Source organism: Companilactobacillus paralimentarius DSM 13238 = JCM 10415, from assembly GCF_001434985.1.
Lineage (GTDB): Bacteria > Bacillota > Bacilli > Lactobacillales > Lactobacillaceae > Companilactobacillus > Companilactobacillus paralimentarius.
In genome coordinates this window covers 68,091-93,784 of record NZ_AZES01000029.1, presented here as the reverse complement: position 1 = coordinate 93,784, position 25,694 = coordinate 68,091, and the positions used below count along the sequence as shown (strand labels likewise).

24 protein-coding genes and 1 pseudogene are annotated in these 25,694 nt (G+C 36.1%); 14 read left to right on the top strand and 11 right to left on the bottom strand.

Going from position 1 to position 25,694, the window contains the following annotated elements; all coding sequences use genetic code 11:
* The first annotated feature begins 1 nt into the window (after nucleotide 1).
* The 5 genes from FD33_RS03715 to FD33_RS12610 all read left to right on the top strand — a co-directional run bounded on the left by FD33_RS03715 (nucleotide 2) and on the right by FD33_RS12610 (nucleotide 4,878).
* On the top strand, nucleotides 2-1,156 hold the full coding sequence (locus FD33_RS03715; protein ID WP_025084681.1) for a thiolase family protein: 1,155 nt from the start codon (nucleotides 2-4) through the stop codon (nucleotides 1,154-1,156).
* The gene (locus tag FD33_RS03710) at nucleotides 1,153-2,394 is read left to right on the top strand and encodes a hydroxymethylglutaryl-CoA reductase, degradative (RefSeq protein ID WP_056955772.1); all 1,242 of its coding nucleotides are present in this window, start codon (nucleotides 1,153-1,155) and stop codon (nucleotides 2,392-2,394) included. Before FD33_RS03715 ends, FD33_RS03710 begins: the two co-directional genes overlap by 4 nt.
* Nucleotides 2,394-3,548, top strand: a complete 1,155-nt coding sequence (locus FD33_RS03705) for a hydroxymethylglutaryl-CoA synthase (protein WP_025084682.1) — start codon at nucleotides 2,394-2,396, stop codon at nucleotides 3,546-3,548. Before FD33_RS03710 ends, FD33_RS03705 begins: the two co-directional genes overlap by 1 nt.
* Nucleotides 3,549-4,543: 995 nt before the next feature.
* Nucleotides 4,544-4,687 carry a hypothetical protein gene (locus FD33_RS12615; RefSeq protein WP_156407821.1) on the top strand — a complete coding sequence of 48 codons (144 nt, stop codon included), beginning with the start codon at nucleotides 4,544-4,546 and terminating at the stop codon, nucleotides 4,685-4,687.
* Nucleotides 4,688-4,704: 17 nt separating this feature from the next.
* Complete coding sequence (locus FD33_RS12610) at nucleotides 4,705-4,878, top strand: hypothetical protein (protein ID WP_156407820.1); 174 nt, start codon at nucleotides 4,705-4,707, stop codon at nucleotides 4,876-4,878.
* Nucleotides 4,879-4,936: 58 nt separating this feature from the next.
* On the opposite strand, the gene FD33_RS03700 is transcribed toward FD33_RS12610, so the two are convergent.
* From FD33_RS03700 to FD33_RS03690, 3 genes are all read right to left on the bottom strand, one after another.
* A complete protein-coding gene (locus tag FD33_RS03700) occupies nucleotides 4,937-5,725 on the bottom strand; it encodes an RlpA-like double-psi beta-barrel domain-containing protein (protein WP_025084683.1) in 789 nt (262 codons plus the stop codon).
* Nucleotides 5,726-5,918: 193 nt separating this feature from the next.
* On the bottom strand, nucleotides 5,919-6,392 hold the full coding sequence (locus FD33_RS03695; protein ID WP_025084684.1) for a nucleoside 2-deoxyribosyltransferase: 474 nt from the start codon (nucleotides 6,390-6,392) through the stop codon (nucleotides 5,919-5,921).
* 432 nt (nucleotides 6,393-6,824) lie between these two features.
* Nucleotides 6,825-7,856: a branched-chain amino acid aminotransferase gene (locus FD33_RS03690; RefSeq protein WP_025084685.1), complete on the bottom strand. Its 1,032-nt coding sequence runs from the start codon at nucleotides 7,854-7,856 to the stop codon at nucleotides 6,825-6,827.
* A gap of 154 nt (nucleotides 7,857-8,010) precedes the next feature.
* Between FD33_RS03690 and FD33_RS03685 the strand changes: the two genes are divergently transcribed.
* The gene (locus FD33_RS03685) at nucleotides 8,011-8,862 is read left to right on the top strand and encodes an alpha/beta hydrolase (protein ID WP_025084686.1); all 852 of its coding nucleotides are present in this window, start codon (nucleotides 8,011-8,013) and stop codon (nucleotides 8,860-8,862) included.
* 476 nt (nucleotides 8,863-9,338) lie between these two features.
* Here FD33_RS03685 and FD33_RS03680 read toward each other — a convergent pair whose 3' ends face one another.
* The 5 genes from FD33_RS03680 to FD33_RS03660 all read right to left on the bottom strand — a co-directional run bounded on the left by FD33_RS03680 (nucleotide 9,339) and on the right by FD33_RS03660 (nucleotide 13,762).
* Entirely contained in the window at nucleotides 9,339-9,572 is a 234-nt protein-coding gene (locus FD33_RS03680; protein ID WP_025084687.1) for an SHOCT domain-containing protein, read from the bottom strand.
* Nucleotides 9,573-9,646: 74 nt separating this feature from the next.
* Nucleotides 9,647-10,105 carry an NUDIX hydrolase gene (locus tag FD33_RS03675; RefSeq protein WP_034543871.1) on the bottom strand — a complete coding sequence of 153 codons (459 nt, stop codon included), beginning with the start codon at nucleotides 10,103-10,105 and terminating at the stop codon, nucleotides 9,647-9,649.
* Between the two features lie 23 nt (nucleotides 10,106-10,128).
* Nucleotides 10,129-11,136, bottom strand: a complete 1,008-nt coding sequence (locus FD33_RS03670; RefSeq protein WP_025084689.1) for a LacI family DNA-binding transcriptional regulator — start codon at nucleotides 11,134-11,136, stop codon at nucleotides 10,129-10,131.
* Nucleotides 11,133-12,578: a UDP-glucose--hexose-1-phosphate uridylyltransferase gene (locus FD33_RS03665; protein WP_025084690.1), complete on the bottom strand. Its 1,446-nt coding sequence runs from the start codon at nucleotides 12,576-12,578 to the stop codon at nucleotides 11,133-11,135. The genes FD33_RS03670 and FD33_RS03665 overlap by 4 nt, the downstream gene beginning before the upstream one ends.
* Complete coding sequence (locus FD33_RS03660; RefSeq protein WP_056955771.1) at nucleotides 12,578-13,762, bottom strand: galactokinase; 1,185 nt, start codon at nucleotides 13,760-13,762, stop codon at nucleotides 12,578-12,580. The genes FD33_RS03665 and FD33_RS03660 overlap by 1 nt, the downstream gene beginning before the upstream one ends.
* Nucleotides 13,763-13,907: 145 nt before the next feature.
* Between FD33_RS03660 and FD33_RS03655 the strand changes: the two genes are divergently transcribed.
* The 3 genes from FD33_RS03655 to FD33_RS03645 all read left to right on the top strand — a co-directional run bounded on the left by FD33_RS03655 (nucleotide 13,908) and on the right by FD33_RS03645 (nucleotide 16,623).
* Nucleotides 13,908-14,774: a DegV family protein gene (locus FD33_RS03655; protein ID WP_025084691.1), complete on the top strand. Its 867-nt coding sequence runs from the start codon at nucleotides 13,908-13,910 to the stop codon at nucleotides 14,772-14,774.
* Nucleotides 14,764-15,117 carry a VOC family protein gene (locus tag FD33_RS03650; protein ID WP_025084692.1) on the top strand — a complete coding sequence of 118 codons (354 nt, stop codon included), beginning with the start codon at nucleotides 14,764-14,766 and terminating at the stop codon, nucleotides 15,115-15,117. The genes FD33_RS03655 and FD33_RS03650 overlap by 11 nt, the downstream gene beginning before the upstream one ends.
* 300 nt (nucleotides 15,118-15,417) lie before the next feature.
* Entirely contained in the window at nucleotides 15,418-16,623 is a 1,206-nt protein-coding gene (locus FD33_RS03645) for an MFS transporter (RefSeq protein WP_056955770.1), read from the top strand.
* 36 nt (nucleotides 16,624-16,659) lie between these two features.
* Here FD33_RS03645 and FD33_RS03640 read toward each other — a convergent pair whose 3' ends face one another.
* A complete protein-coding gene (locus tag FD33_RS03640; protein ID WP_025084694.1) occupies nucleotides 16,660-18,612 on the bottom strand; it encodes a sucrose-specific PTS transporter subunit IIBC in 1,953 nt (650 codons plus the stop codon).
* 218 nt (nucleotides 18,613-18,830) lie between these two features.
* Here FD33_RS03640 and FD33_RS03635 point away from each other — a divergent pair, with 218 nt between their 5' ends.
* Both FD33_RS03635 and FD33_RS03630 read left to right on the top strand, forming a co-directional pair.
* Nucleotides 18,831-20,267 (top strand): sucrose-6-phosphate hydrolase, encoded by a 1,437-nt coding sequence (locus tag FD33_RS03635; protein ID WP_034543872.1) that lies wholly within the window; start codon nucleotides 18,831-18,833, stop codon nucleotides 20,265-20,267.
* Between the two features lie 8 nt (nucleotides 20,268-20,275).
* Entirely contained in the window at nucleotides 20,276-21,259 is a 984-nt protein-coding gene (locus FD33_RS03630) for a LacI family DNA-binding transcriptional regulator (RefSeq protein WP_025084696.1), read from the top strand.
* Nucleotides 21,260-21,280: 21 nt separating this feature from the next.
* Here FD33_RS03630 and FD33_RS03625 read toward each other — a convergent pair.
* A pseudogene (locus tag FD33_RS03625) lies at nucleotides 21,281-21,634 on the bottom strand (NUDIX domain-containing protein); the annotation flags it as partial.
* Nucleotides 21,635-21,883: 249 nt separating this feature from the next.
* Nucleotides 21,884-23,263, bottom strand: coding sequence for a 23S rRNA (uracil(1939)-C(5))-methyltransferase RlmD (rlmD, locus tag FD33_RS03620; protein ID WP_025084697.1), 1,380 nt, complete (start codon nucleotides 23,261-23,263; stop codon nucleotides 21,884-21,886).
* Between the two features lie 66 nt (nucleotides 23,264-23,329).
* Here rlmD and recX point away from each other — a divergent pair, with 66 nt between their 5' ends.
* The 3 genes from recX (at nucleotide 23,330) to FD33_RS03605 (ending at nucleotide 25,668) form a co-directional block, all read left to right on the top strand.
* On the top strand, nucleotides 23,330-24,100 hold the full coding sequence (recX, locus tag FD33_RS03615) for a recombination regulator RecX (protein WP_025084698.1): 771 nt from the start codon (nucleotides 23,330-23,332) through the stop codon (nucleotides 24,098-24,100).
* 78 nt (nucleotides 24,101-24,178) lie between these two features.
* Nucleotides 24,179-24,712, top strand: a complete 534-nt coding sequence (gene ntdP, locus FD33_RS03610) for a nucleoside tri-diphosphate phosphatase (RefSeq protein ID WP_025084699.1) — start codon at nucleotides 24,179-24,181, stop codon at nucleotides 24,710-24,712.
* Between the two features lie 65 nt (nucleotides 24,713-24,777).
* Nucleotides 24,778-25,668: a LysR family transcriptional regulator gene (locus FD33_RS03605; RefSeq protein WP_025084700.1), complete on the top strand. Its 891-nt coding sequence runs from the start codon at nucleotides 24,778-24,780 to the stop codon at nucleotides 25,666-25,668.
* Nucleotides 25,669-25,694: the final 26 nt, after the last annotated feature.

Below are 25,694 nucleotides of genomic sequence, written 5' to 3'. Positions count from 1 at the left end.
TATGGATCCAATTGTAATTATAGACGCAAAGAGAACTGCCATTGGTAAGTTTCGTGGTCAATATGCTAATCTAACGGCAGTTCAATTAGGAACACAATTAGTTCAAAAATTATTGGATAGGAATAAGATTGACCCTAAAAAGATTGATCAATTCATTTTTGGAAATGTGTATCAAGCCGGAATGGGGCAAAATACTGCTAGACAGATTGGTTTGAATGTTGGTGGTCGAGTAGATTCAACGGCCATGACAGTTAATCAAGTTTGTGGTTCAGGGATGAAAGCCATTTATGAAGGTATTGCAGCGATTACTATGAATAATGCGGAAATCGTTGTAGCTGGCGGAGTAGAGAGTATGTCTAACGCACCCTTTTATGCTTCCAGAACTGGAAAAATGGAAGTTAGTCCTAAGCTTTCCGACACACTATTTAATGATGGTTTAAATGATGCCTTCAACAATTTGCCGATGGGTATAACGGCCGAAAATGTTGCTAAAAAGTTTCATATCAGTCGTGAGCAACAAGATGAGTTTGCCTACAATTCTCATCAAAAGGCTCATCAAGCGAAGAATAAATTAGCTAAAGAAATTATTCCAATTGAAGTTGATGGTGAAGAGGTAATAACCGATCAATCAATTCGTCCAACAACCACATTGGAACAAATGGGGCAATTAAGAACTGTATTTGACAAGCAAGGTACTGTTACAGCAGGAAATTCTTCACCAATAAATGATGGAGCGGCAGCAGTTATTTTGATGAAGCAGAGTCGTGCAGCTGAATTAGGATTGACTCCAGTGGCCGAAATCACTGGTTATACAGAAGTAGGAATTGACCCTAATTATATGGGATACGCTCCATATTATGCTGTAAATAAGTATTTTGATCGTTACAAGACTAGTTTAGATGATTTTGACTTATATGAAGTTAATGAAGCTTTTGCTTCACAAGCAGTAGCTGTCAGTCGTGATTTGAATTTACCAATGAGTCGTTTGAATATTTACGGAGGTGCAATTGCCTTAGGACATCCATTAGGAGCTACAGGAGCTCGTATGATTGCTACCTTGATAAATTCTTTGCAACAAGAAAAAAAGCAAACAGGCTTAGCCTCATTATGTATCGGTGGCGGTATGGGTATGGCTATGGGTATTAAACTGCTATGAAAATCTATGAAATGACGAATGAAGAAAGAATTAGGTTATTGGTTCAAACGGGTTATCTAACAACCAAACAGGCTGAATTGTTGCAGAGTCGTCGAACTATTTCTTTAGACCTAGCTAACAGTTTGAGTGAGAATCAAATTGGTAGTTTCAGCTTACCATATGGTTTTGCTACGGATTTTGTAGTTGACGGTCAAGATTATCTCGTACCAATGGTTATTGAAGAACCTTCAGTGATTGCCGCAGCCTCCAATGCTGCTAAACGTATCAAAAACAGTGGTGGCTTCAGAACTTTTCCCAGTTCTCGAGTAGTTTATGGTCAAATCGTTTTAGAAAATTTGACAGAGACAGATATTGAAACTTTAGAAAAGAAAAACTCAGAAATATTTGAATGTGCTCAACAAGCTCATCCTAGTCTCATCAAACGTGGTGGCGGTATCGTATCTTTGAGATTTAATCGTTACGATGGTTTCCTTGAAATCGAACTTGGTATCGACACAGTTGACGCGATGGGTGCCAACATGGTTAATTCAATTCTAGAAAAAACGGCTCATAAGATTTCTAGTTTGGTTTCAGGTGATATTTTATGTAGTATTCTTTCTAACAGTGGTCAGGGACAAGTCATAACTGCAGAAGCAGCAATTGATTTTGAGCAACTCAAGACCAAATCTATGTCTGGCTCTGAAGTGGCCTTTAGAATTGTTAAGTTGGCCAATTTTGCTAAACAGTCAGTCAAGAGAGCCGTGACTCACAATAAGGGTATTATGAACGGTATAGATGCAGTTTACTTAGCCACAGGTAATGACTTTCGTGCTCAAGAGGCTGCAGCGCACAGCTTTGCTTTTGAATCTGGTCAATACCAACCTTTCAGTGAGTGGCGGATCAAAGATGGCCAATTGTTGGGTACTCTGAAGATGCCAATCGAATTAGGCAGTGTTGGTGGGGCAATAAGTGCTTTGCCGATGGCTCAACTTAGTTTGGCAATTATGAAAATTACTAATAGCAAGCAATTACAGTCAGTCGTGGCGGCAGTTGGCTTGGCTAATAATTTGTCAGCTTTGAGAGCGTTAGTGACAACTGGAATTCAAGCCGGTCACATGGGCTTGCAGAGTAAGTCATTGGCTGTCTCAGCCGGTGCCAGTGGTTTTGAAATCGAAGAAGTTTCGAAACGGATGAATCAAACAAAAAATTATACAATTGAAAATGCAAAGAATATTTTAATGAAATTAAGAGGTAAATAATGGATATAGGTATTGATAAGATTGGTGTTTATGTTCCTAAAAATTATATTGACATTGTTGAATTAGCGAGGGCTAGAAATGTTGATCCTAACAAATTTACAATTGGTATTGGACAAGACAAACAAGCTGTTCCACAACCTTATGAAGATGCCGTAACTATGGCTGCCAATTCAGCTGATAGTATTTTAACTGCTGAGGATAAACAGGCTTTAGGTCTATTGATTGTGGGAACGGAAAGCAGTATCGATGAATCTAAATCATCAGCAGCTTTCTTGATGGATCTGTTAGATTTGCCAGAGGATATTCGTTCTTTTGAAATTAAACAGGCTTGTTATGGAGCTACGGCGGGTTTACAAACGGCTGTAGATTTTGTTAGTCAGAATCCTGACAAAAAGGCTTTAGTAATCGCTAGTGATATTGCTCGCTATGGTATTAAAACTCCTGGTGAAGTAACACAAGGTGCTGGTTCAGTGGCAATGATCGTTAGCCAAAATCCACGTGTTTTGAAGTTGACTCGCAAATCAGTTTATATGACTCGTAATGTGGGTGATTTCTGGCGACCAACGTTCTCTAAAACGGCCTTTGCTCGTGGTAAATTCTCTAATGAGGTCTATGTCGATTTCTTCAATACTTTATGGAAAAAATATCAAGAAAAGTATTCTGCTACAATTGACGACTTCTCAACTTTATTGTTCCACATTCCCTATACAAAGATGGGTACAAAAGCTTTGAGAACTTTGGAAGGTAAGATTCCAGATACTAAGTACGCTGAATTAACAGAACACTATCAAGCTAGTATCAAATTCAGCCGTGAAGTAGGGAATCTCTACACTGGTTCACTTTATCTAGGATTGCTATCATATTTGACTAACGCTGCTCAGTCCAATGAAGAATTATTATTGTTCAGTTATGGTTCTGGTGCTGTTGGTGAATTATACAGTGGTGAAATTCAAGCTGGTTTTGATACGATTATTGATCAAAATAGTATCTTAAAAATGCTTGATAATCGTCAAAAAATGAGTATTGCAGATTATGAAAAAATGTATCAAATTGAATATCAGAATGGTACAATTGTTGATCCACAAGCGGTCAATAGTAAGTTCTATTTGAGTGAAATTAAAGAAAATGAACGACTTTATAAAAAGCTAAAATAAAACATTGCAAGCGCTTACTAAAGATGCTATATTAAAGACGTGGTAAAGATGAAATGTCAGGAACTGTAGCCCTAAAAGATTTTGAATGAGAAAGTTTTATCGTTTCTAGGAGATGGTAGGATTAGTCAAAGACAAAGGAAAATTAGAGTAATACAGTTCAACGGCATTTTTGGAACTAGCGACAATAGTTAACATAAGATCGACCTTTTTAAGTAGTCGCGCAAGCTCAATACATGGTTCGCTAGGGTCCATCAGTTGAACAAAATATATTTATAGTAAGATATGTTTCAGGTAGTAAGATTCATTTATTTGAATAGATTCAATATAAAAGTTGATGAAACTGCAGTAAATTTCATCTTACCACTCATATCTAACTAGAGAGCTCTCCACAAGTGAGAGCTCTTTTTGTATGTCCAAAATCCGATGACGGAGTGTCTATAAATTAATCAGAGTTATTTATTGTAACCGTTTACGAAATGCGTTATATTATAGATGTGGTAAAGATGAAGTGTCAGTAACTGCAGCCCTAAAAGTTTTTGATTTAGAAAGTTTTATCTGTTACAAGATAGGATCAGTAAAGAGCAAATAGAAAGTTAGAGTCAGTGCAGTTTAAGGACATTCTTGGAACTAGCGACAAAAGTTAACATAAGATCGACCTAATTAGTTAGTCGCGCAAGCTCAATACATGGTTCGCTAGGATCCATTAGTTGAACAAAAGAAATACATATTTAGATAGTAAGATATGTTTTAAAAGTAGTAAGATTCATTGAATATTGATGAAACTGCAGTAGATATCATCTTACCACTTATATCTAACTAGAGGGCTCTCCACAAGTGAGAGCTCTTTTTTTATTATCTAAATGGACAACTTGTCAAAAATGATTATGAGAAAAGCTGAATCGATAAGGATTCAGCTTTTTGTGTGGACTAATTTCTTGGACAATTAACTTCAAGATAATAAAATACTCTTAAACCAGAAAAAGGATTTGATACTAATGGATCAAGTATATCGTGGAAGTTTAACTTTAGCTTTTATCCTACTAGATTTTTATATCTGGATTACAGGTGGTGTTATTAGTTCAATTATTGCCTTTGTTTTTGGAATAATCATTCTCTTTAGTAGGATTTTGAACAACTGAAAAGGGAGGATAAACCTATGTTAAAGAAACTAATCAATACTTTTTTTAGTATTCTTTTGGGTATTGCCACTTATATTGTCGTAACAGCTTCGTTACCTTATGCCATCTTAGCTTTTGTGATAGGACTAGTATTAGTGGTTTGGAAAGTTTTTAAGTTTGATGAAAGAATGCAATATCTTAATAAAGATTAATTGTGAAATAAAAAAAGTACCTCCAAAAGGGAGATACTTCAAAATTAAATTTATCTGATTAACCTAAAACTTGAACTGTAACGTTTTGACGTCCAAATTGTAATGCTTGTGAGTTAGGCATGGCAATATCAAGTTGATTAGGATTGCTGTAAGCGAAGAGACCAGTATCATTAACTACACGATCGTAAGTCTTGCCATTAGCAGTAATTCTTAAATGTGTTCCACGAGGGAATTTTGATAAGTTGGCAGCAACACCGCTGTAACCCATATTTGAACCAAGAACAACGGGATCATAAGCTGTAGCTGACATTGTTAGAGTTTGTTTAACGTTGTCAGTTGACATATATTTTCCATTGATCCATTGACTACGGCCAACATCGTACCATGTAGTACCAGTTGAATCAGTTTTACTTGCATAAACATGAACCATAGTATGTCCAGTAGCTACATTACCTGTAAAATTACCGTTAGGGGCATCATAAAGGTTAACACCACCAGCAACATTGATATACATATCTTTGTTTAGAGAAACAGCTGGTGCTTCTGTAGAAGTATCATTAGCAGAGATCCATTCGTTAGCACCTACTTCATAATAAACAGCTCCATCAACATTCATAGTCTTGTCGATTCTCCATGCTGTTTTGTTACCAAGCATAGAATTAGCCCTAGTAACACCATTTTGTGATTGTGTGTAAATACCGGCACCATTAACGTTAGTTACATAAACAACGCCACTAGCACTAGCTGTTGTTGTTGCAGCACTAACAGTTTGTGTTTGAGTACTGATTCCAATTAATGCGAGTGTGGTTACGGTAAATACTGATGCTACAAAATTTTTGATCTTCATTATAAAATAATTCCCCCGAATGAATCCTGTGTTTGTTTTTATTTAATGTGTACTATTTTCTCAACGGAATTAATAATATAACGTCTAGACCAACAAATGTTGAATATAACTTAACTGTAAATTAGTTATAATTGGACTGTAAAGGTAATGTAACTAAAATGAAACAATTGTATATCAAAATATTGCAATAAAATTATAGATATTTGCGAATTTCTGCTAACATGCTATCAATATTATTTACAACTATACCGTTCATTTTGATTAAACCAATGGTGTAATTGTTGATATAAGCGAAAGGATTCTCACCGATGGAACCTACAGCCTTAAGCTTTTCAGGATTCTCGACGCCGTGTTGCCGGAGATCAGTATAGACGCCAATAATGGGAATTTCTTTGCCATATGCCAAACCGATTTCAGAGGCCACACCGTCATCCATTGTGTCACCATCAAGAATTGCAACAATTAAGTCGGAAGATAACAATTCTTTATTATCTTCTTGAGCAATTTTGATAGAGTCGGCATAATTCATTTTGTCATTGATGTCACCATTTTCTTGAGGTAGATAAACTTCAATATTAGAATCCATTTTTCTGATCTTATCAACTACGACTTCATTAAACATGCGGTCAGCTAAAGCAAAGAGACCATTGGCAAAATATATTTTCATTAAAAAATCCTTCTTTCTATATTGTGTGTTCTGTAATATTCTATCATGTTGCTAATTTTTCATCGTAAAATTTTAAAATTATCTGCAAAATACAAAATATACCATTATTTAGCTTGAATTTTAATTCAATAATAGAAAAACTATTTTATAAATTTGTAGATTCCTTACTGGTAGCTTAACTATACAATATAGATACATGCGAAAGAGCAAAATAATTGTTCTAACTTCTGACTTATTATCACCCTCGGATAATAAGTGAAGGTAACATGTGTACTATCAAAACACTGTTTTCCCCAATTACCAGTAGTGTACTAATTTGCTCCAATATTAATGTTACAGTTCACCCTTCGATACTGCACTTTAATATTGAGAATCTCAAACATACAATATTCCATTAAAAAAGCTGTGACTTCATCAATCACAGCTTTTTTGCTATTCTACGACTTGAACCCAACCTTCGGGAGCTTTAATGGTTCCAAATTGGATTCCTGTTAAAGTTTCATACAATTTCTTGGTAATTGGTCCAACTTCTGTTTCACTATAGAAGACATGCAGATTACCTTCGTGTTCCAAACCACCAATAGGAGAGATGACGGCGGCCGTACCACAAGCGCCAGCTTCTTTGAATCTATCTAATTGGTCGATGTAGACGTCGCCTTCTTCTGCTCCAAGTCCTAAACGGTTCTTGGCTAACCAGAGTAGGGAGTATTTAGTAATACTTGGTAAAATAGATGGAGATTTAGGAGTTAGGAAGACATTATCCTTTGTGATACCAAAGAAATTGGCTGATCCAACTTCTTCAATTTTTTCATGATTGATAGGATCAAGGTAAACACAATCCGCAAAACCATTTTTATGAGCTTCATCACCAGGATAGAGACTGGCAGCGTAATTTCCACCAACTTTACTTTGACCAGTACCCTTGTGAGCTGCACGGTCATATTGTGATGTTGTAAAGTTAACGGGAGTAAGTCCACCCTTGAAATAATTACCAACTGGCATAGCAAAAATAGTAAAGATATATTCAGGAGCAGCATGAACACCAATTTGGGCACCAGTTCCAATGATTAGAGGACGTAAATAAAGTGTGGCACCAGTTCCGTAAGGAGGAACAAAATCAGCATTAGCCTTAACTACTTCTTTTACAGCCTCAACAAACTTATCTTCTGGAAAGACAGGCATCAGTAATCTTTCACACGATTCTTTCATTCGACTAGCATTGCGATCGGGTCTAAATAGTTGAATATGATTGTCAGGGGTGCGATAAGCTTTCATTCCTTCAAAAGCTGCTTGACCATAGTGTAAAACTGTAGAAGCTTCACTAATATGAAGTGTACTGTCTTCAGTTAGGCCAGCATCTTGCCATGCACCGTTCTTATAGTGGGCAATGAATCGATAAGGTAAGTCCATATAATTAAAACCGAGGTTGTTCCAATCAATTGTTGATGGATCTGCTTTTGCCATAATAAAAATCTCCTTACTAAAATTAAAATAATATTAAATAGATTAGATTAATCATAATTAATGATTTCGAAAGTGTCAATCAAGTTTAAGTGTTTTTTTTACGCGACTAATGCAAGAATGGCTACAATATAGGTTATAAGCGAGAGGAGAAATTATGAATAAGAAAAGGTTTATTTTTTCGGCCGCAATGGCAATGATATTAGTGGTTTTTAGTTTTTTCACTTATAGTTGTCATGCACAGGCAGTAAATTCTAAAAAGTACGTTCAAGAATCGATTCCAACTATTTTTTTCCATGGTTATGGAAGTAGTTATCGAGCTGAAACTCAAATGACTGAGGCTGCTAAGGAAGCAGGAGTCACAAGAACAATTGTGAGGATCAATGTCAGTCCCAACGGCTACGCTAAAATGATTGGTTCTATTCCTAAGAAGGCTAAGAATCCAATTGTTGAAGTCAACTATGATGATAATAAGATGCTGAACTATCATACAGCTGGACTATGGGCCAAAAACGTTATTGAGGTTTTGCAAAAGGATTATAAATTTAAAAAGGTTAATCTAGTAGGTCACTCAATGGGAAATATGGCCATCAATTATTATATTTTGGATAATTACAGTAACAAGAAATTGCCTAAAATTAATAAGGTGGTTGATATCGCTGGTCACTTTGACGGTATCATTGATGAAGATGATGAACCTGGACGTATTAGTCTAGATAAAAATGGTAAACCTACGCCTATGAATCAGTATTATCAGGAGTTATTGAAGTTTAGAAAAGTTTATCCTACTAATACGAGAGTATTGAATATTTTTGGCGATAAAAATGATGGAACTCATTCCGATGGGGCTGTGACTAACGCTTCATCTCAATCACTAAGATATTTGGTTTCTGGGCGAGCTAAGTCTTATCAGGAAAAGAAAATTGTTGGTAAGATGGCCGCTCACAGCAAGCTACATGAAAATAAGCAAGTCGATAAGATTTTAATTAACTTCTTGTGGAAGAAATAAGGAAGAGTTCTGTCCTCCACCAAAAATCTGATTTGATTGTAACTAAATACTAACTAATGTAGTTGAAATATGTCGTCGTCCGCAAAAAATCTGTGGGCCGCTGGAACGTGGTGGACACGACTTGGAGCTAATAATTCCGCACTTTGTGCGAAATCATGGATCTCCAAGCTCGGTCTTATACTAACCTTGCTACGCAAGCTAAGTATAACTTCACCACTGAGGGCCCACAGATTTTTTACTACCGACTGTATGCTTGCTTCTAATATTATCAAGCAAAATTGCAGTATTTTGAAATTTTTAACTCTGTATAACCAAATGGAATTTTTTAATTAAATGAACTCCAATTCATTGGGTTCACTTCAATCATTCTATTTATTATCTTTTTTAATTAAAAATAAAAACAAGCATCATCTATTTAGAATAGGCGTATTAGAACGTCTCTAAACAGATGATGCTTTAATTTTTGAATAATTATTTTAATTTTTTAAATTTTCTTTTCGCTTTGCATAGTCGGCATCCGAGATTTTTCCTTGAGCGTACTTACGATTCAAAATGTCTAACGCACTATTTTGCTGATGACTGTTTTGATGATTATTAAATAAGTAAACAATCGCAATGAAGATCAATAAGGTAATGATTCCATAAAAGAGGAATCCTCCACCCATGAAATTCATGTTACCGAATAAGTGGCAACCAGTTAATCCCATCATAATTGGCATCTCCTTTAAATGGAATTGTCTCAATTATAGGTAGGAGTTAAGGCTCTAACAATTATATTGCTTGCTTATTCGAAGTATGGAAAATCGTGCTTAAAATAGTGCTGCAAACATCTTGTGTGTTGACGATTGAATATTTCAGGTAAATTTTCTTTAGAGAAATATTTTAAATCTATGGTTTCGCCATTCTTAGGGTTGAGTTCACCTTTACAATAGTCGACTAAAAAGAAGGTTACGATGGTTTGGTTAACATCGCCATTAGGATAGTGTTGGATGTGATTAGAGGAGAGTCCGAAAAATGTATTTAGTGTAACTTCAAGTCCAGTTTCTTCTCGAAATTCACGACGACAAGTACCTTCAACTGTTTCACCGTATTCCATGGCACCACCGGGAAGTTCCCATTTATTCATACCTGAACGTTTTTGCAAAAGAACCTCGTTTTTATCGTTGGTTAGAATTCCTCCAGCAAAGTTTAAGATAATTGGTTCGTGACCAACTTTTTGGCGAATGTCGTGAATGTAATCCATCTTTACCTCCAGAAAAACATTATTTACAAATCCTCAATTGTCGCATAAGTGGATTGTCTAAAGATGAGTTTAGTGGCTAGTTCAATTCGTTTAACAACGTGTTGCTGATTAGTTAGTAAGTCTTGCATTAAATCAACTGAAGCAGCCCCCATTTGATTAGTAGCGACGTCTACAGAACTTAACTCGGGATTGACGTAACGTGAAAGGGCGGTATTGTCAAAACTGAAGAGTTGAACTTGTTTAGGAACAGCAATGTTGTTCTCTTGAAGGGTTTTTAATGCGCCGGCAGCCATCAAGTCATTGGTAATGAAGAAAGCATGTGGAAAGTTTTCTTTATCCAAGGCCTTTGTCATTTGCAGATAACCGGAGTCTTTAGTGAAATCACCTTTAAAACAATTTTGTGGATCGAACAGATTATGCTTTTCCATAGCTGACTTGAAAGAATCGAAACGTAAGTCAGGGATAGTTCTCTGATTATCGGTTGAAGTTTCCTCACCATAAATCAAGCCGATGTCTTCAATACTCTGATCAACAAAGTAATTGACAACTTTTTCAATTCCATATTTAAAGTCGGTTAGGACTGAATCAAAACCCTTGCTAAATTGATCATCATCAATAAAAACGATATTTGGACAAATTAAAGTCATAGTTTGAACTTGTTCCTGACTGAATTTACCTACGGCAATGATGCCGTCAGTATCATTAGGGATTTCTTCGATATCGTTGTGAAAAATACGGCTGATTTGAAATCCATACTTGGGTGCTTGTTGTTCAATTCCTTCTCGTACGGTCATATAGTAGAGATCATCTTGCTCTTTAGATTCAGAATACCACTGAACTAGGGCTAAATGTTTTTGATAGTGACTATTGGGATGATTAGCTTTTTTATAATTAAGATCAGTCGCAATTTTTAAAATATTAGCTCTAGTTTCATCAGTGACTGATAACGTCAAATCATTATTTAAAACTCGAGAAACAGTGGCTGGTGAGACACTGGCTTTCTTGGCAATATCACGTAAGGTAGCCATTATTGAAGACTCCGAATGAATTTGTCAAAAGCAGCCTGTCCTTGTGTATTCCATTTGAAGACACCAGCATCTTCGAGAACACGATTAAAGACCAGACCTGTTTCTTTATCAACAATCTTTTCCACATTGTCAGTTGTAAATTCATATTTTTGTTTCAATTGGTCCGCCCAAGTTTTGTGATATTGAGCCATTTGGTTAGGTTGATCTAGTAGATAACGTTCAACTTCTTTTAACTCAGTTTTTAGTCGAGCAGGTAAGATGGCACGTCCCATAACTTCAATTAGGCCAATATTTTCTTTCTTGATATGTTGAACATCTTTGTGAGGATGGAAAATTCCATCGGGATATTTAGCAGAAGTTTGGTTGTCACGTAAGACGATATCCATAACGTAGTTTTCATCTTGGCGATAGGCAATTGGCGTAACAGTATGATGACGAATTTCGCCACTATGGGATCTAATATCAACTGATTCGTCTGAATAATTCATCCAATGTTGATGAATCAAAGTGGCGGCCTTAACTAGCTCTTCAGGATCTTTACTTGTTAAACGAATTGTGGAAAGTGGCCATTTAACGATTCCTGCGGAGACACCATCAACATCAATTTCAATTTGACGATCAATGGGAGCCTTCATCATTGGAAAAGTATGGCGTCCACCTTGGTAATGGTCATGACTAAGCATTGAACCGCCAACAATTGGTAAATCAGCGTTACTACCAACAAAGTAATTAGGGAATATCTTGATGATTTCAATTAGATTATTAAAAGTATGTTGATTGATGATCATTGGTTTGTGAGTTGTATTTAAGAAAATAGCATGTTCTTTAAAGTAGGCATAAGGTGAATATTGAAAGCCCCAAGTTTCGCCACCGAGTGTAAAGCGGATGACACGATGATTACTACGAGCAGGATAACCTAAGCGTCCCAAGTAACCTTCATTTTCTAGGCAAAGCTGACATTTAGGATAACCAGTTTGTTTAGTTTTACCAGCGGCCGCAATAGCCTTGGGATCTTTTTCAGGTTTGGATAGATTAATAGTGATCTCGAGGTTTCCATAATCAGTTGCCACTTGGTAAGAAATATTTTTAGCAATGGCTTTAACCTTGATGTAATCATTGTCTTGGCTCATCTGGTAGAAATATTTGATAGCATCAGTTGGGTTCTTTTGATAAAGATTCCAGAATTTGTGATTAACACGTGAAGGTAATGGAGTAACGAAGTCCATCAATTGATCATTAAGGATTTCCTTAGCCGTCTGACTGTCTTCAATCTTTTTATTTTGAATAGCTGTTTTAATCAAAGCTTCTTTAGTATCATCGGCCTCAAGATGGTTATTGTCACCAACTAAAGCACAAATACGATTGTATAAGTAAACACGATCCATTTCTTGGTAATCATTGTCAGCCTTAATTATTTGATCGACAAATTTATCGACACAGGACATTATTTTTCCACCTCTGTTATAGCAATTTCTCTAGGTCCATCAGCAATTTCAGCAATGTAAAAGTCGGCAGCATAACCAATTTCTCTTTGATAAATTTGACCGACATTTTCCTTGAAGGTATCAACCTTGTCTTTGTCAACAATAGCAATAGCACAACCACCGAAACCAGCGCCAACCATGCGGGCTCCGAGCACACCTTCTTGTTTCCAAGCAGTAGCAATTAGGGTATCGAGTTCTTTACCAGTTACCTCATAATCGTAATGTAGTGAAATATGAGAAGCATTGACTAGTTTGCCAAATTCTTCAAGATTGTTTTCTTTAAGATAATTGATTGCTTTAAGAGTTCTTTGATTTTCAAAAACAGCATGACGAGCACGACGGATTAAAACATCATCATTGATCAAATATGAGTTACGATCGAAATCATCAATTGATAGTTCACCTAGTGAGTTAATATCTAATTTAGTTTGAAGTAGTTTCAAAGCCGCTTCACATTGACTACGACGTTCATTGTATTTAGAATCGGCTAAAGTACGGTGTTTGTTAGTATTCATGATTACGATAACGTTATTACCTAACTCAACTGGGGCGTAATGATATTCCATTGTATTAGTGTCTAGTAGGATGGCTTGATTTTCTTTACCCATACCGACAGCAAATTGATCCATAATTCCTGAGTTGACACCGATAAAGTCGTTTTCATCTTTTTGTCCCATTTTTACTAAATCAAGTTGGTTAATATCAAGTGAGAAGACATCTTTGAGGATTGTTCCCATTAGTAATTCAATCGAGGCGGAAGATGATAAACCAGCACCATCAGGTAAATTACCGTGGATATAAAGATTGAAACCATGGTCTAATTTATAACCAGTTTTAGTAATAAAATAGATCATCCCTTTAGGGTAGTTGGCCCAATCATCCTCTTTGTTAAATTTAAGATCGTCAAGTGAGAAGGAAATGATACCTTTGTCAGGTAAGTTCTCGGAAAACATTTGAACAGTATTGTCATCACGTTTGCCATAAGCGGCGTATGTTCCTAAGCTGATAGCACAGGGGAAAACATTTCCTCCATTATAATCAGTGTGTTCACCAATTAAATTGATACGACCAGGTGAAAAGAATAATTTTTCAGCTGATTGGTTAAATTTATTGGCAAATCCTTGTAATATTTCGTTAGTATTCATGATTGGTCCTCCATTTAGTAAATGTTTACTTAACAAAGATGATAGCGCTTTCGAATAACTAAAACAACCCTATAGATTTAAAAAATATAATAAAATGTTATTATTATATGCATGGATACAAAGTCACTTGAAAAAGAGGAAAAATATGAAAACGGCAGTTGTAACTGATACAGCATCGTACCTAACACCTGAGCAAATCAAGCAATACAACATCACCGTCTTGCCAATCACGGTTATTTTGGGGAATGAACAATATAAGGAAACAGAAGAATTAACGGATCAAGAGTTTTACGACTATTTGCGTAATGAACCAGAATTACCAACCACAGCTCAAGTTTCGATGGGACAGATCCAAGAGGCTTATGATCGTTTGGTATCAGAAGGTTATGACACAATTATCTCAATTCACTTATCATTAGGAATTACTTCATTTATGGACAACCTACGTATGTTTGTAAAAGATTATGATAAGGCTAAAGTTTATCCATTTGATTCAATGGCTGCGAGTGCTGCTGAAGCTGATTTAGTTATGTTAGCTGGTTCAATGGCTCAAAAGGGAGAAGATCCTGAAAAAATTGTTGCCAAAATGAAAGAGCTACGTGACTCAACCGATATTTATTTTGCCGTTAACGATTTGAAACACTTGAGTCGTACTGGTCGTTTAAGCAATCGTTCCGCTATTATTGGTAGTTTGTTGGATGTTAAACCATTATTGACATTTAAAGATGGTAAAATTTTTGCAATTGGTAAGGAAAGAACTATGCATCGAGCTTTCCGTGTAATTGCCTTAGAGATACAAAAATATACAGATGAACATCCAGATTGGAAGTTACACATCACAGTAGTTGATTCTAATAATCGTGAAATGTTGGAGAAGTGGAGTAATGATTTTCAAACTAACTTCCCTGATGCCAAGGTTTCAACGAGTCATTTAGGACCAGCTATCAGTGTACATACTGGTGAAAAAACTATGGGTGTTGTCTGGGATAGGGATTTATTGGATGAAAACTAGAATTATGCTTTACGTTGATGACGTTGATATGAATGTAGAATTTTGGGTCGAAGAATTTGGAGCCAAAGTAGTGGCTCGTCAGACTTTAAATGGTGGCTACCAGAATGTCATCGTAGGAATCTCTGCGGAAACTGAATTATCGATTTTTCCTAAGGATTATGTCAGGATTTATTCACCAGAAGTAGATGAAACAGTACCATCATTGATGTTCTTTTCTAATCGTTTCAATGAATTACATGATGATTTGTTGAGTGCAGGTGAGGTTTCTGAAGTTAATGGTGTATTGACTTTTAACTTCCAAGATCCTGAAGGTAATTATTTTGTTGTTGCTAGAGAAGAATAGTGTTTAGCTGCTGTCCTCCACAACAAGTTCGATTGGTCTGGACTAGTATGTTGTTCTTATTCAGTTTTAGTTATGATTAAATAGAAATTTTACATTAAAAGAGTAGCTTCCATTAGGTGTTCAAGATATATAGTCTTGAATTTCTTAATAGAAGCTACTCTTATTTATTACTTAGATTTTTACAACCTTCAATAGAACGTTTTTACCTGATAGGCAAGTTAGATGACCGCTTGAAAGGAGAATGCTTTTTTTATCTTGCTATGTGCTATAACTTGTTCAATCAAGTTAGGGATGACTATTATGAAACAAGATAATCTACAATTGATCAAGGCTGGAAGTACTTCAGTTATCAATGCTTTAGGAGAAACTATTTTTTCATTCTCATTGTCTTTGAAACTATTGAAAGTAACTGGTTCGGCTTTAGGCTATGGTACTAGCTTATTTATTGGTCCAATCGTTGGACTAGCTTTGGCACCTATCATTGGAAAGATAATTGATAAATATTCTCATAAACGACTGACTTTGATTTCTGAAGCATTGTTGATAGCTTCGTTATTACTATATTTATTGGTGTATTCAATGGGAAACAATATTTTATATACGGCTATCGTGGTCGTTTGTGCCATGAATATTTTTGGCCGATTATTTTCCATTACTTACTTATCTTCAACACCTCAAATTGTTAGTAAAAAATCTATTCAGCGTCTCAATTCAATTCAGACAACGGGTGTATCTATGGCAAGTATTGTCGCTGCACCTTTAGCAGGTTTTCTGTTTGGAGTTGTACCGTTCACGTGGATTATTTTGGTAGAAATTTTTACGGAGTGTCTGACTCTATTGGTTACTTGGAGTACTCATTTCAATCAAGTGACGGTTGAAAAGACGGCCACCGGTGATGATGAGAAGGCTGATTTAGTTAAAGTCCTAAAGGGTCAACCACAATTAATTATTTTGACTGTAATTGCAATGGTATTGAATTTAGCTGGCATTTCTCTACAAATTGGGATTCCTTATGTTTTGATTCATATTCTCAAGTACTCAACTGTTGTTAGTGGTAATGTTCAAGGTATTTTGTCATTTGGGGTGTTCTTAGGCGGAATTGTTATTACGATTGTTGAAATTAAGGATGTCTTCAAATTTGAAAGGGTAACTTATTGGATATCAGTATTTGAACTTCTTTTACTAGTTTTCTTAATTAAATTTGCCTCACAATATACACTGGTAATCTTTGTTGTGATCGAATTCATTTCTGGTTTTGTTGGAGCAATTTCTGATCCTCCAGTCTTTACGTATGTGCAAGAAGTTATTCCTGAAAAAGCCTTAGGACGGGTCAATACTTTGATGTACACTATGGTCCAAATTTTGAATCCAATTGGTGTCTTGATTTACAGCTCTGCTTTTGCAGTTGTCGATTATCGGATACTATATTTGGTCAATGGATTGATTACAGCCATTTTAGTAGCATTGTTGTTTACACAATTTAAAAAGCCACAAAAAAATGCCTAATCTATTTAGGCATTTTTTTATGTGATTCATGAAGGGTTAAACATTTGCGGCAGCAGAATAATTTGAAGCTAGTTCTGTCAAAGCTACGATGTCATCGCCGGATTTGACGTCTGTCTTATTCAATTTATCCACGTCGCCGTAGGACATTGTGTTGGTTACGACAATCATAACTGTGGGATCGTAACCAGCAGCCTGAATTTTTTCAATATCGAAGGTACCAAGTAAATCACCTTTTTTAACGGTGTCGCCTTGTTTGACATTGGATGTGAAATATTGACCTTTAAGATCAACGGTATCGATTCCTAAATGAATAAGGACTTCAGCACCATCGTTAGTCTTGACTCCGTAAGCATGTTTTGTGGCATAAGCGACGGTAACCGTTCCATCGGCTACAGCATAAACATTGTTATCAATAGGCTTGATGGCAGCACCTTTACCCATAATTTCGGCGGAGAAAACTTGATCATTAACGTCTTTTAACTGAATCAATTCGCCAGATACAGGCGCAGCAATTAATTCATCAGCCACAGCAACAGTATTATCATCAGCTTTTTCAACTGGTTTAGCAGTTGTTACCTTATCAAACTTGATTCCGTAAAGATATGTAAGAGTGAAACCTAAAGCAATACTGATTAGAATACTAATGAAGAATGGAAGGTAATATTTAGGTGGGAAAGAAATAAATCCAATGATACCAGCAGCACCTAAAGCACTAGATAGAACGTGGAAAATACCAATGAAAATAGAAGCAATTCCGGAAGCAACCATGGCACAGATGAATGGGTAGCGTAACTTTAAGTTAACACCGAAGATGGCTGGTTCTGTAATACCTAGTAGAGCTGATAATCCAGCTGATGATGCTAAACCCTTTTGCTTCTTATCTTTAGAAAGGAAGAAGACAGCTAAACAGGCAGCACCTTGAGCAGCATTGGCCATAGAGGCGATTGGGAAGAAGAAATCTCCACCGGTTTTAGCAATGTTAGTTAGTAATTGAGTTTCAATGGCAGGGAAACTTTGATGAAGTCCAGTAATAACAATAGGTGAATAGAAGGTACCAAAGATAGCAGTACCAACGAAGCCTGTTGCATTGTACATCCAGACGATACCATTGGTTAGACCATCAGAAACAACTCTCATGATAGGGCCAACACCAATAAATGTTAGTAGACCAGTTACGATTACAGCAAGTAGTGGTGTAAAGATAAAGTCTAAAGTTGCAGGCATGTGTTTATGGAGCCATTTTTCAATAGTGGCTAGAATCCAAGCAACGGCTAGAACAGGTAAAACTTGACCTTGGTAACCGGCTTGAGCAACCTTTAAACCGAAGACATTCCAGTAAGTCATCTTACCAGCAGCCATAACGTTAGCGACGTCATAACCATTAACTAAAGCAGGCATAACCATTGCCATACCGATAGCAGCACCAAGGTAAGGATTACCACCAAAACGTTTAGTAGCTGAGAAACCAATTAGTACGGGCATGAAAGTAAATGGGGCTGATGCCAAAAGATTAATTAATTCGGCAACACCTTTCATACCAGGATACATTTGCACAACTGATTGAGCACCAAAGAGGTTGGGTGATGTTAAAACGTTGTTCAATGCCATCAATAGACCACCAGCAACAAGAGCGGGAATCAATGGAACAAAAATATCAGAAAGAAGTTTGACGAAGGCCATGATTGGATTGGCCTTTTTGCCGTTAGTGGCTAAATTTTTGAGGTCATCGGGGGTAACTGTTTTAAGCCCCGTCTTTTGAATTAGAAAATCGTAAACTTTGTCGACATCACCAGGTCCAATAATGATTTGATATTGGCCATTGATACTGAAAGTACCTTTGACGTCGTCATCGTTGTCTAATCCTTTTTGATCGATTTTCTTTTCATCTTTAACAACTAATCTTAATCGAGTCGCACAGTGAGCTGCCGCAATTAAGTTATCACGTCCCACATATTTAAGTACTCGATCCGCAACTTGTTCATGATTCATAGTAATTTCCTCCTAAAACATATGTAAGCGTTTCGATACATTAATAATACATGGTTTTTATAAAATGTCAAACGTTTGACAATTATAAAGCGAAATATTATTTTGAAAGCGATTAACAATATAATAATAGTGGGAAAATACAAATGTTATACGATTGACATTATCAAACAAACCGAGTTACAATGAAGCCAATATCAAGGAAAGTATGAGTCAAAATTATGATTACAAAATGGACAACTGCATTAAGGTATAAACCGTATCAAGAATGGTCAAAACAAGAGTTGATCGATATTAAACAGAAGATTGATCAATCACATTGGCGTTTGGGATACCATATTCAACCTTCAACTGGTCTTTTAAATGATCCTAATGGATTCTCCTATTTTAATAATCAGTGGCACTTATTTTATCAATCATTTCCTTATGGTGCTGTACATGGACTAAAGAGTTGGGCTCATTTAACTTCAGATGATTTAGTTCATTGGCAAGATCATGGACCAGCTTTGTTGCCAGGGGATGCTCAAGATAGTCACGGTGCTTACTCAGGTTCGGCGATTCCTGTCGGTGATAAGTTATTTATGATGTATACCGGCAATGTTCGCGATGAAAATTGGATACGTCATCCCAAACAAGATGGTGCCTGGATGGATAAGGATAATCAGATAAAAAAAATTTCTACGCCATTGATTGAGAACCCTAAGCCAGGTTATACGGATCATTTTCGTGATCCCCAGATTATTAAGCATGAGGATACTTACTATTGCTTGATTGGTGGACGTCGAGCTGATGATACAGGTCATGTTTTGGTATATCAAGCTCCTGAAGTTACTGGTCCTTGGTCTTACAAAACAGAACTAAAGTTTACTGATAAAGATTGTGGTTATATGATTGAGTGTCCCAATTTACTATTTGTTAATAATCGTCCTGTTTTGATGTTTTGTCCGCAAGGAATTGAACAAGATGTGTTACAATACTCGAATGTCTATCCCAACGCTGTAGTCATCGGTGAGGACTTTGACTGGGAGACATTTAGTTTTATTAATCCAAGTGCAATTGCAAACTTAGACGAGGGTTTTGATGTTTACGCTACACATGGATTCAATGCTCCAGATGGACGAGCTTTAGCAGTGAGCTGGGTAGGTCTTCCAGATACTACTTATCCTTCAGATGAAGAAGGTTGGGCTAATTGTTTCAGCTTAGTCAAAGAATTAAAGATCAAAGATGATCATTTGTATCAAATACCAGTAGTCGAAAATAATCAGTTAGTTAAGGAAACACTTAACTCAAAAGAAATTACGCCTCAAGCCAAGTTATCATTCAAACTGGGAGCAAGCTTGGTTGGATCGATAACACTTAAGACGGAACTTAATGAAGAATTGCAAATTATTCTTGATACGACTAATGGTAAGATATTAGTTGATCGCACAAATGCTGGGGTTCCTTTCGCTACTGACTTTGGTACGACAAGAAGTACTAAAGTTACCGCAGGCAAAGAAATTCAGGCTGATTTGTATTTAGATAATACAGTTTTTGAATTATACGTTAACGGTGGACGAAAAGTTATCACCGGTCGAATTTTTCCACAAGGTAAGCAATTCTTTGTGGAATCAGAAAATATTGAAGTAAAAAAAGTTATTTTGGACAAGATTTATTAATGAGGTAGATTATGGCAACATTAGATGATATTGCAAAATTAGCGGGTGTTTCAGCGACAACAGTTTCACGAGTTATTAATAACTATGGTTCACTGTCTGAAAAAACTAAAACAAAGGTTTTTGAAGCGATGAGAGAGCTCAATTACCAACCCAATAGTTTGGCGAGATCATTGAAAGGCAAGAAGACTCAGTTAATTGGAGTTATTTTACCTGGTGTCAGTAATCCCTTCTTTGGGCAGATGGTTCAAGAAATTGAAGATCAATTGTTCAAAAAGGGTTTTCGAATCATTCTTTGCAACGCGGGTAGTGATGCTGAAAAAGAGCGAGACTATTTGAGGATGTTGATGGCTAATCGAGTTGACGGAATCATTGCGGGTTCACACAATTTGGGTATTGAGGAATACCAAAAAGTGGGATTACCAATTATCTCGTTTGACCGTTATTTGTCAGGTGAAATTCCAATAGTTAGTTCTGATAATTATCATGGTGGTCAACTTGCTGCTCAGGCCTTAATAAGATCAGGTAGTAAAAATTTGCAAATTATCACAGGAGCCAATCATCCTAATAGTCCAACTAATGCGAGATTAACAGGTTTTAAAGATGAACTAGCAAAGAGTGATTTGGATTTTGATGTGATGGAAATTAGCTTTTCCGCTACGCCTAATATTAAAGGCTTGAAAATCAAAGAATTATTATTGAAACAAAAAGTTGATGGAATCTTCTGTACTGATGATTTGACGGCACTGTTAGTTATACAGCAGGCTAAAGCTTTAGGGATGAGGGTCCCTGAAGATGTTAAATTAGTAGGATATGATGGGACGAACTTTATTCAGTCTTACCATCCTGAGTTGACGACAGTTATGCAACCAATTTCAGATATTGTAATGGTGATGATCGATTTGTTATTAAAACGTGTTGATAATCATGATTGTCACTTAGAGGATAACTATGTTTTGCCGGTTAAATTGATTACTGGTGAAACCACTGCATAAAAAAAGTCGTAGATGTGAGGTCTACGACTTTTTTTGATACTTAAATAATTGAATGAGAAAATTGTCTCGAATATTTTGTTGAAGTGGAGGCAAATTTTTGAGTGCTAATTTTATCTGCATTCTACGATGGGGAATGAGATTGAGTGGTAATTTGTAGATTGAAAAGAATTTCAATTCGTTTGTTTCAGGACCACTTTCAATTATTTTTCCTCCGATAATTTGGCTACAGTAAACTATTTGTTGGTCATCTTGTTGTTTGTTATAGAAGGTTCCAACTTTTTTAGTGGGAGTCACGAGCAATCCAGTTTCTTCAAAAGCTTCTCTTTTTAAACAGGTAAGATAATCTTCGCCTTTTTCCAAAGTTCCCCCAGGTAAGTCCCAAAAGGGAACTTTACTAAGAGGATTAGTTTATCCACCGTTATAACACTAAAAATTCCTGTTGTTGGCATGTTGGACTCTCCTGAAATTTATTATAAAAAAAATACGTTAAATCGAGTTTAATTTTACTCTGTTTAACGTATTTTGGTTTGTGATGATATTTAATAACCATATTTCTCTGTGAAATAGTGGAAAAGAGCTACACGAAGGCAAATCCTTGTGAAATGACTGCCTCCATTTCGTTCTCTATCTTTTTACTAATTTAACAACTGTTTCAACATGTGGTGTTTGTGGGAACATATCTACTGGTTGTAGATAAACGACTTTGTAACGTTCAGCTAATCTTACTAAATCCTTAGCTAATGTTGATGGGTTACATGAGACGTAAACTAACTTATCAACTGGGTTTCGATTTAATGTCGTGATCATACTACCTTCAAGTCCAGTTCTTGGAGGATCTACGACGATTGAGTTGACGTTGATTCCGTCTTTTAATAACTCTGGATAGATCTTGTCAGTTGAACCGACATAGTAGTCAGCATTTTCGACTTCGTTTAACTTGGCATTTGCTTTAGCGTCTTCAATAGCTTCGGGAATGATTTCGATTCCGTAAATATGTTTAACGGTCTCTGACATAGTAATACCGATTGTGCCAACTCCACAATATGCATCTAGAAGAATGTCTCTTTGAGTAGGCTCCAAAGCTTGGTTGACTAAATCATATAATTTATCAGTTTGAAGTGAGTTCAATTGTAAAAAGGCACGTGGTGAAAAATTAAAGATGTAACCGTTGATATCTTCTTGAAGATATTCGTCACCCCAGAGTAATTTAGTTTCGTCACCCCAAACAGCACCTTGGTCTTCTTTGTTGATATTCTGGGAAATTGAACTAACTTCAGGAATTTCTTTTTGAATACGTTCAATTAATTGATGTTCTTTGATGAATTTTGGTGAACGAGTAATGAAAGTAACTTGAAGTTGGTTAAATTCAACTGATTCACGAATGACGATCATACTGAGAATTCCTGATTTTTGTTTAGGATTGAAAACGGGAATTTCCAAATCTTTAATAATTTCAACAATTTTACGCATGGCAGACATAGTCAAATCCATTTGCGTTGGCATTTCAGTTAGATCGACTAATTCTTGTGTACCTGTTTTATAAAGGCCACAGCGAATTTCACCATCTATTTCTTGGATAGGGAACTGAGCTTTGTTACGGTATTTTTCTTGTTGAACTGAAGCTACGGTTGGGCGAATATTGTATTTTTCATATGCGTAGGGCTTATATTTTTCGAGTGACTCGCGGAGAATGTCAGCCTTAAATTTTAATTGATCTTCATATTTAATGTGTGCAAAATCTAGACCACCAACTTTATCGGCTAAAGCAGGTGTTTCAGGATTTCTGAAACGACTGGCCTGTCTGATTTTGTGAATACGACCATTGAGAAAACGAGGGTGCACGTCAGTGACTTCACAGACGATGACATCTTCAGGGACGGCTTTTGGTACGAAAACGATGACATGCTTGAAAAAGCCAATGCCTTCGCCGTTGATACCGATTCGTTTGATAGTCAGTGGAAATTTGTCACCAACTTTTAGTTCTTGAGTTATATTTGTATCCATAATTTTTCCTTTGAATGTTTTTGCGATAAACTTACACTTGAGTATAACATGTGAGGTAATAATATTTTGGCAAAAGTTACGAAAATTCAGGCCCAGAAACGTAAGGGGCGTTACAATATTTACCTTGATGGTAAGTATGCTTTTCCTGTAGCAGAAACTACATTGATCGAATTCCGTTTAATGAAGGACGTAGAATTAACCGATCAACAAGTTGCGGAGATTGAACATCGAGAAAATGTAAATAAGGCTTATGGTGATGCAGTAAATTATCTAAGCTATCAATTACGAACGGAAAAAGAAATTAAAGAGTATCTATATAAGAAGGAATACCACAAAGATGCTGTTGAGTTTACACTAGAAAAATTGCGTAATTTGCACTATTTGGATGACGCTAGTTATGCTAAGAGTTTCATCACTGATCAATTACGAATGACGGCTAACGGACCTAAAATAATTGAGCAAAAGTTGTTTCAAAAAGGTGTACCAGACAATATCATTCAGGATAGTTTATTTGATATTGATCAGGATACTTTATTGGAGAATGCTATAGAGTTTGCTAAGAAGCAGGCACGAAAACAAAAACGAGCCTCATTTCAACAAATGCTGACGAAAATTCGTCAGAGCTTATATCAAAAAGGCTTTAATAGTGAGATTACTAATGAGGCTATTAAAAAATTGGATTTAGAAGTTGATGAAGATGAGGAACTTGATAAATTAAAGAAGATGATTGAAAAAGTTCAGCATCGTTATGATACACAGGCTAAATTGATTAATTATTTAATGACTAAAGGTTATCATTATGATGAAATCAAACGTGTTTTGGATGCTAACAATTAACTGTTTATCTTTCAATCGTTTCACAGCTCTGTTATACTTTTTTTGGATAAGAATTAGGTTTAGAAAGCTGGGTAAGTTATGCAAGTTCCTAGAGAAGGGGATTACGTAGCAATCCAGAGTTATAAGCATGATGGTCATTTACATCGTACTTGGCGTGAAACAATGGTGCTAAAGACAAGTGAGAATGAGATTATCGGTTGTAATGAGAATACTCTTGTTACAGAAGCGGACGGACGTCGTTGGGTAACTAGAGAACCAGCATTAGTCTATTTTCATAGAAAGTACTGGTTCAACATTGTTACTATGATTCGGAATAGTGGAGTGTCCTATTATTGCAATCTAGCAACACCGTTTGCCTTAGATAAAGAAGCTATTAAATATATTGATTATGATTTAGATGTTAAAGTTTTTCCGGATGGAGAAAAAAGACTGCTAGATGTAGATGAATATGCAGCACACAGTAAAATGTGGAATTATCCACCCGAAATAGATACAATTTTACATTATAATGTCGACGTTTTAATTGATTGGATCGATCAGAAAAAAGGCCCATTTTCACAGGCCTATGTTGATCTTTGGATGCAAAGATATGAGGAACTGTCACACCATTAGGATTGCTATATCCTAGTAAGATCACCTGTAGGTGGTCTTTTTTAGTATTCAGGAGGGAATAAGAAATGGAATTACGTGTTTTAAATTATTTTTTGATGATTGCGCGTGAAGAAAATATTACTCGAGCAGCTAATTTATTACATGTCAGTCAACCAACACTTTCCAGACAAATTGCGGCGTTGGAAGAAGAATTGGGTACAAAATTGTTTGTTCGTCAAAGTCATAAAATAACTTTGACTGAGGACGGTCTATTGTTAAGACGCAGAGCTGAAGAGATGCGCCAACTGAGTGACAAAATTAAAGAAGAAATGACTAAAGATAAAGGGGAGATTGCTGGAGAAATTGCTATTGGTGGTGGTGAACTGCAGAGTATGAATGAGCTGTCTCAAATCATGGCAGCATTTCGGCAAAAATATCCATTAGTAACTTTCAAAATTCAAAGTGGTAATTCAAAGGATACTAAATGGGGAATTGAACAAGGGTTATTGGACCTAGGATTATTGATTGAACCAGTTAGTACTGAGAAATATGATTTTGCTAGAATGCATCCAACTGAACAATGGGGTGTTATGACAGCAGTTGACTCACCTTTAGCTCAATTGGATTATGTAGAATCAAAAGACTTGCGAAATCAAACATTGATTATGTCTAATAGTCGGCCTATGGAAAGCGAGTTGAATCATTGGTTTGGGAGTGATTTAAAGCAAATTAATATAGCTGCAAATTATAATTTGCTTTATAATGCCGTTATTATGGCTCGAGCCGGTCTTGGTAGTGTTTTGTGTCTGAAGTTGGAGGCTCATTATAAGGGAATGAAATTTGTTCCTCTGAAACCAGCATTAACTTATAATTCTGTTTTAGCCTGGAAAGCTGATCAGATAGCAGCTCGTAATGTGTTGGCCTTTATTGATTTTACTAAGAAATACCTAGAAGGTATTTCGGATGATGAAAAATAAGCATTATACATTTCACATAAATGGTT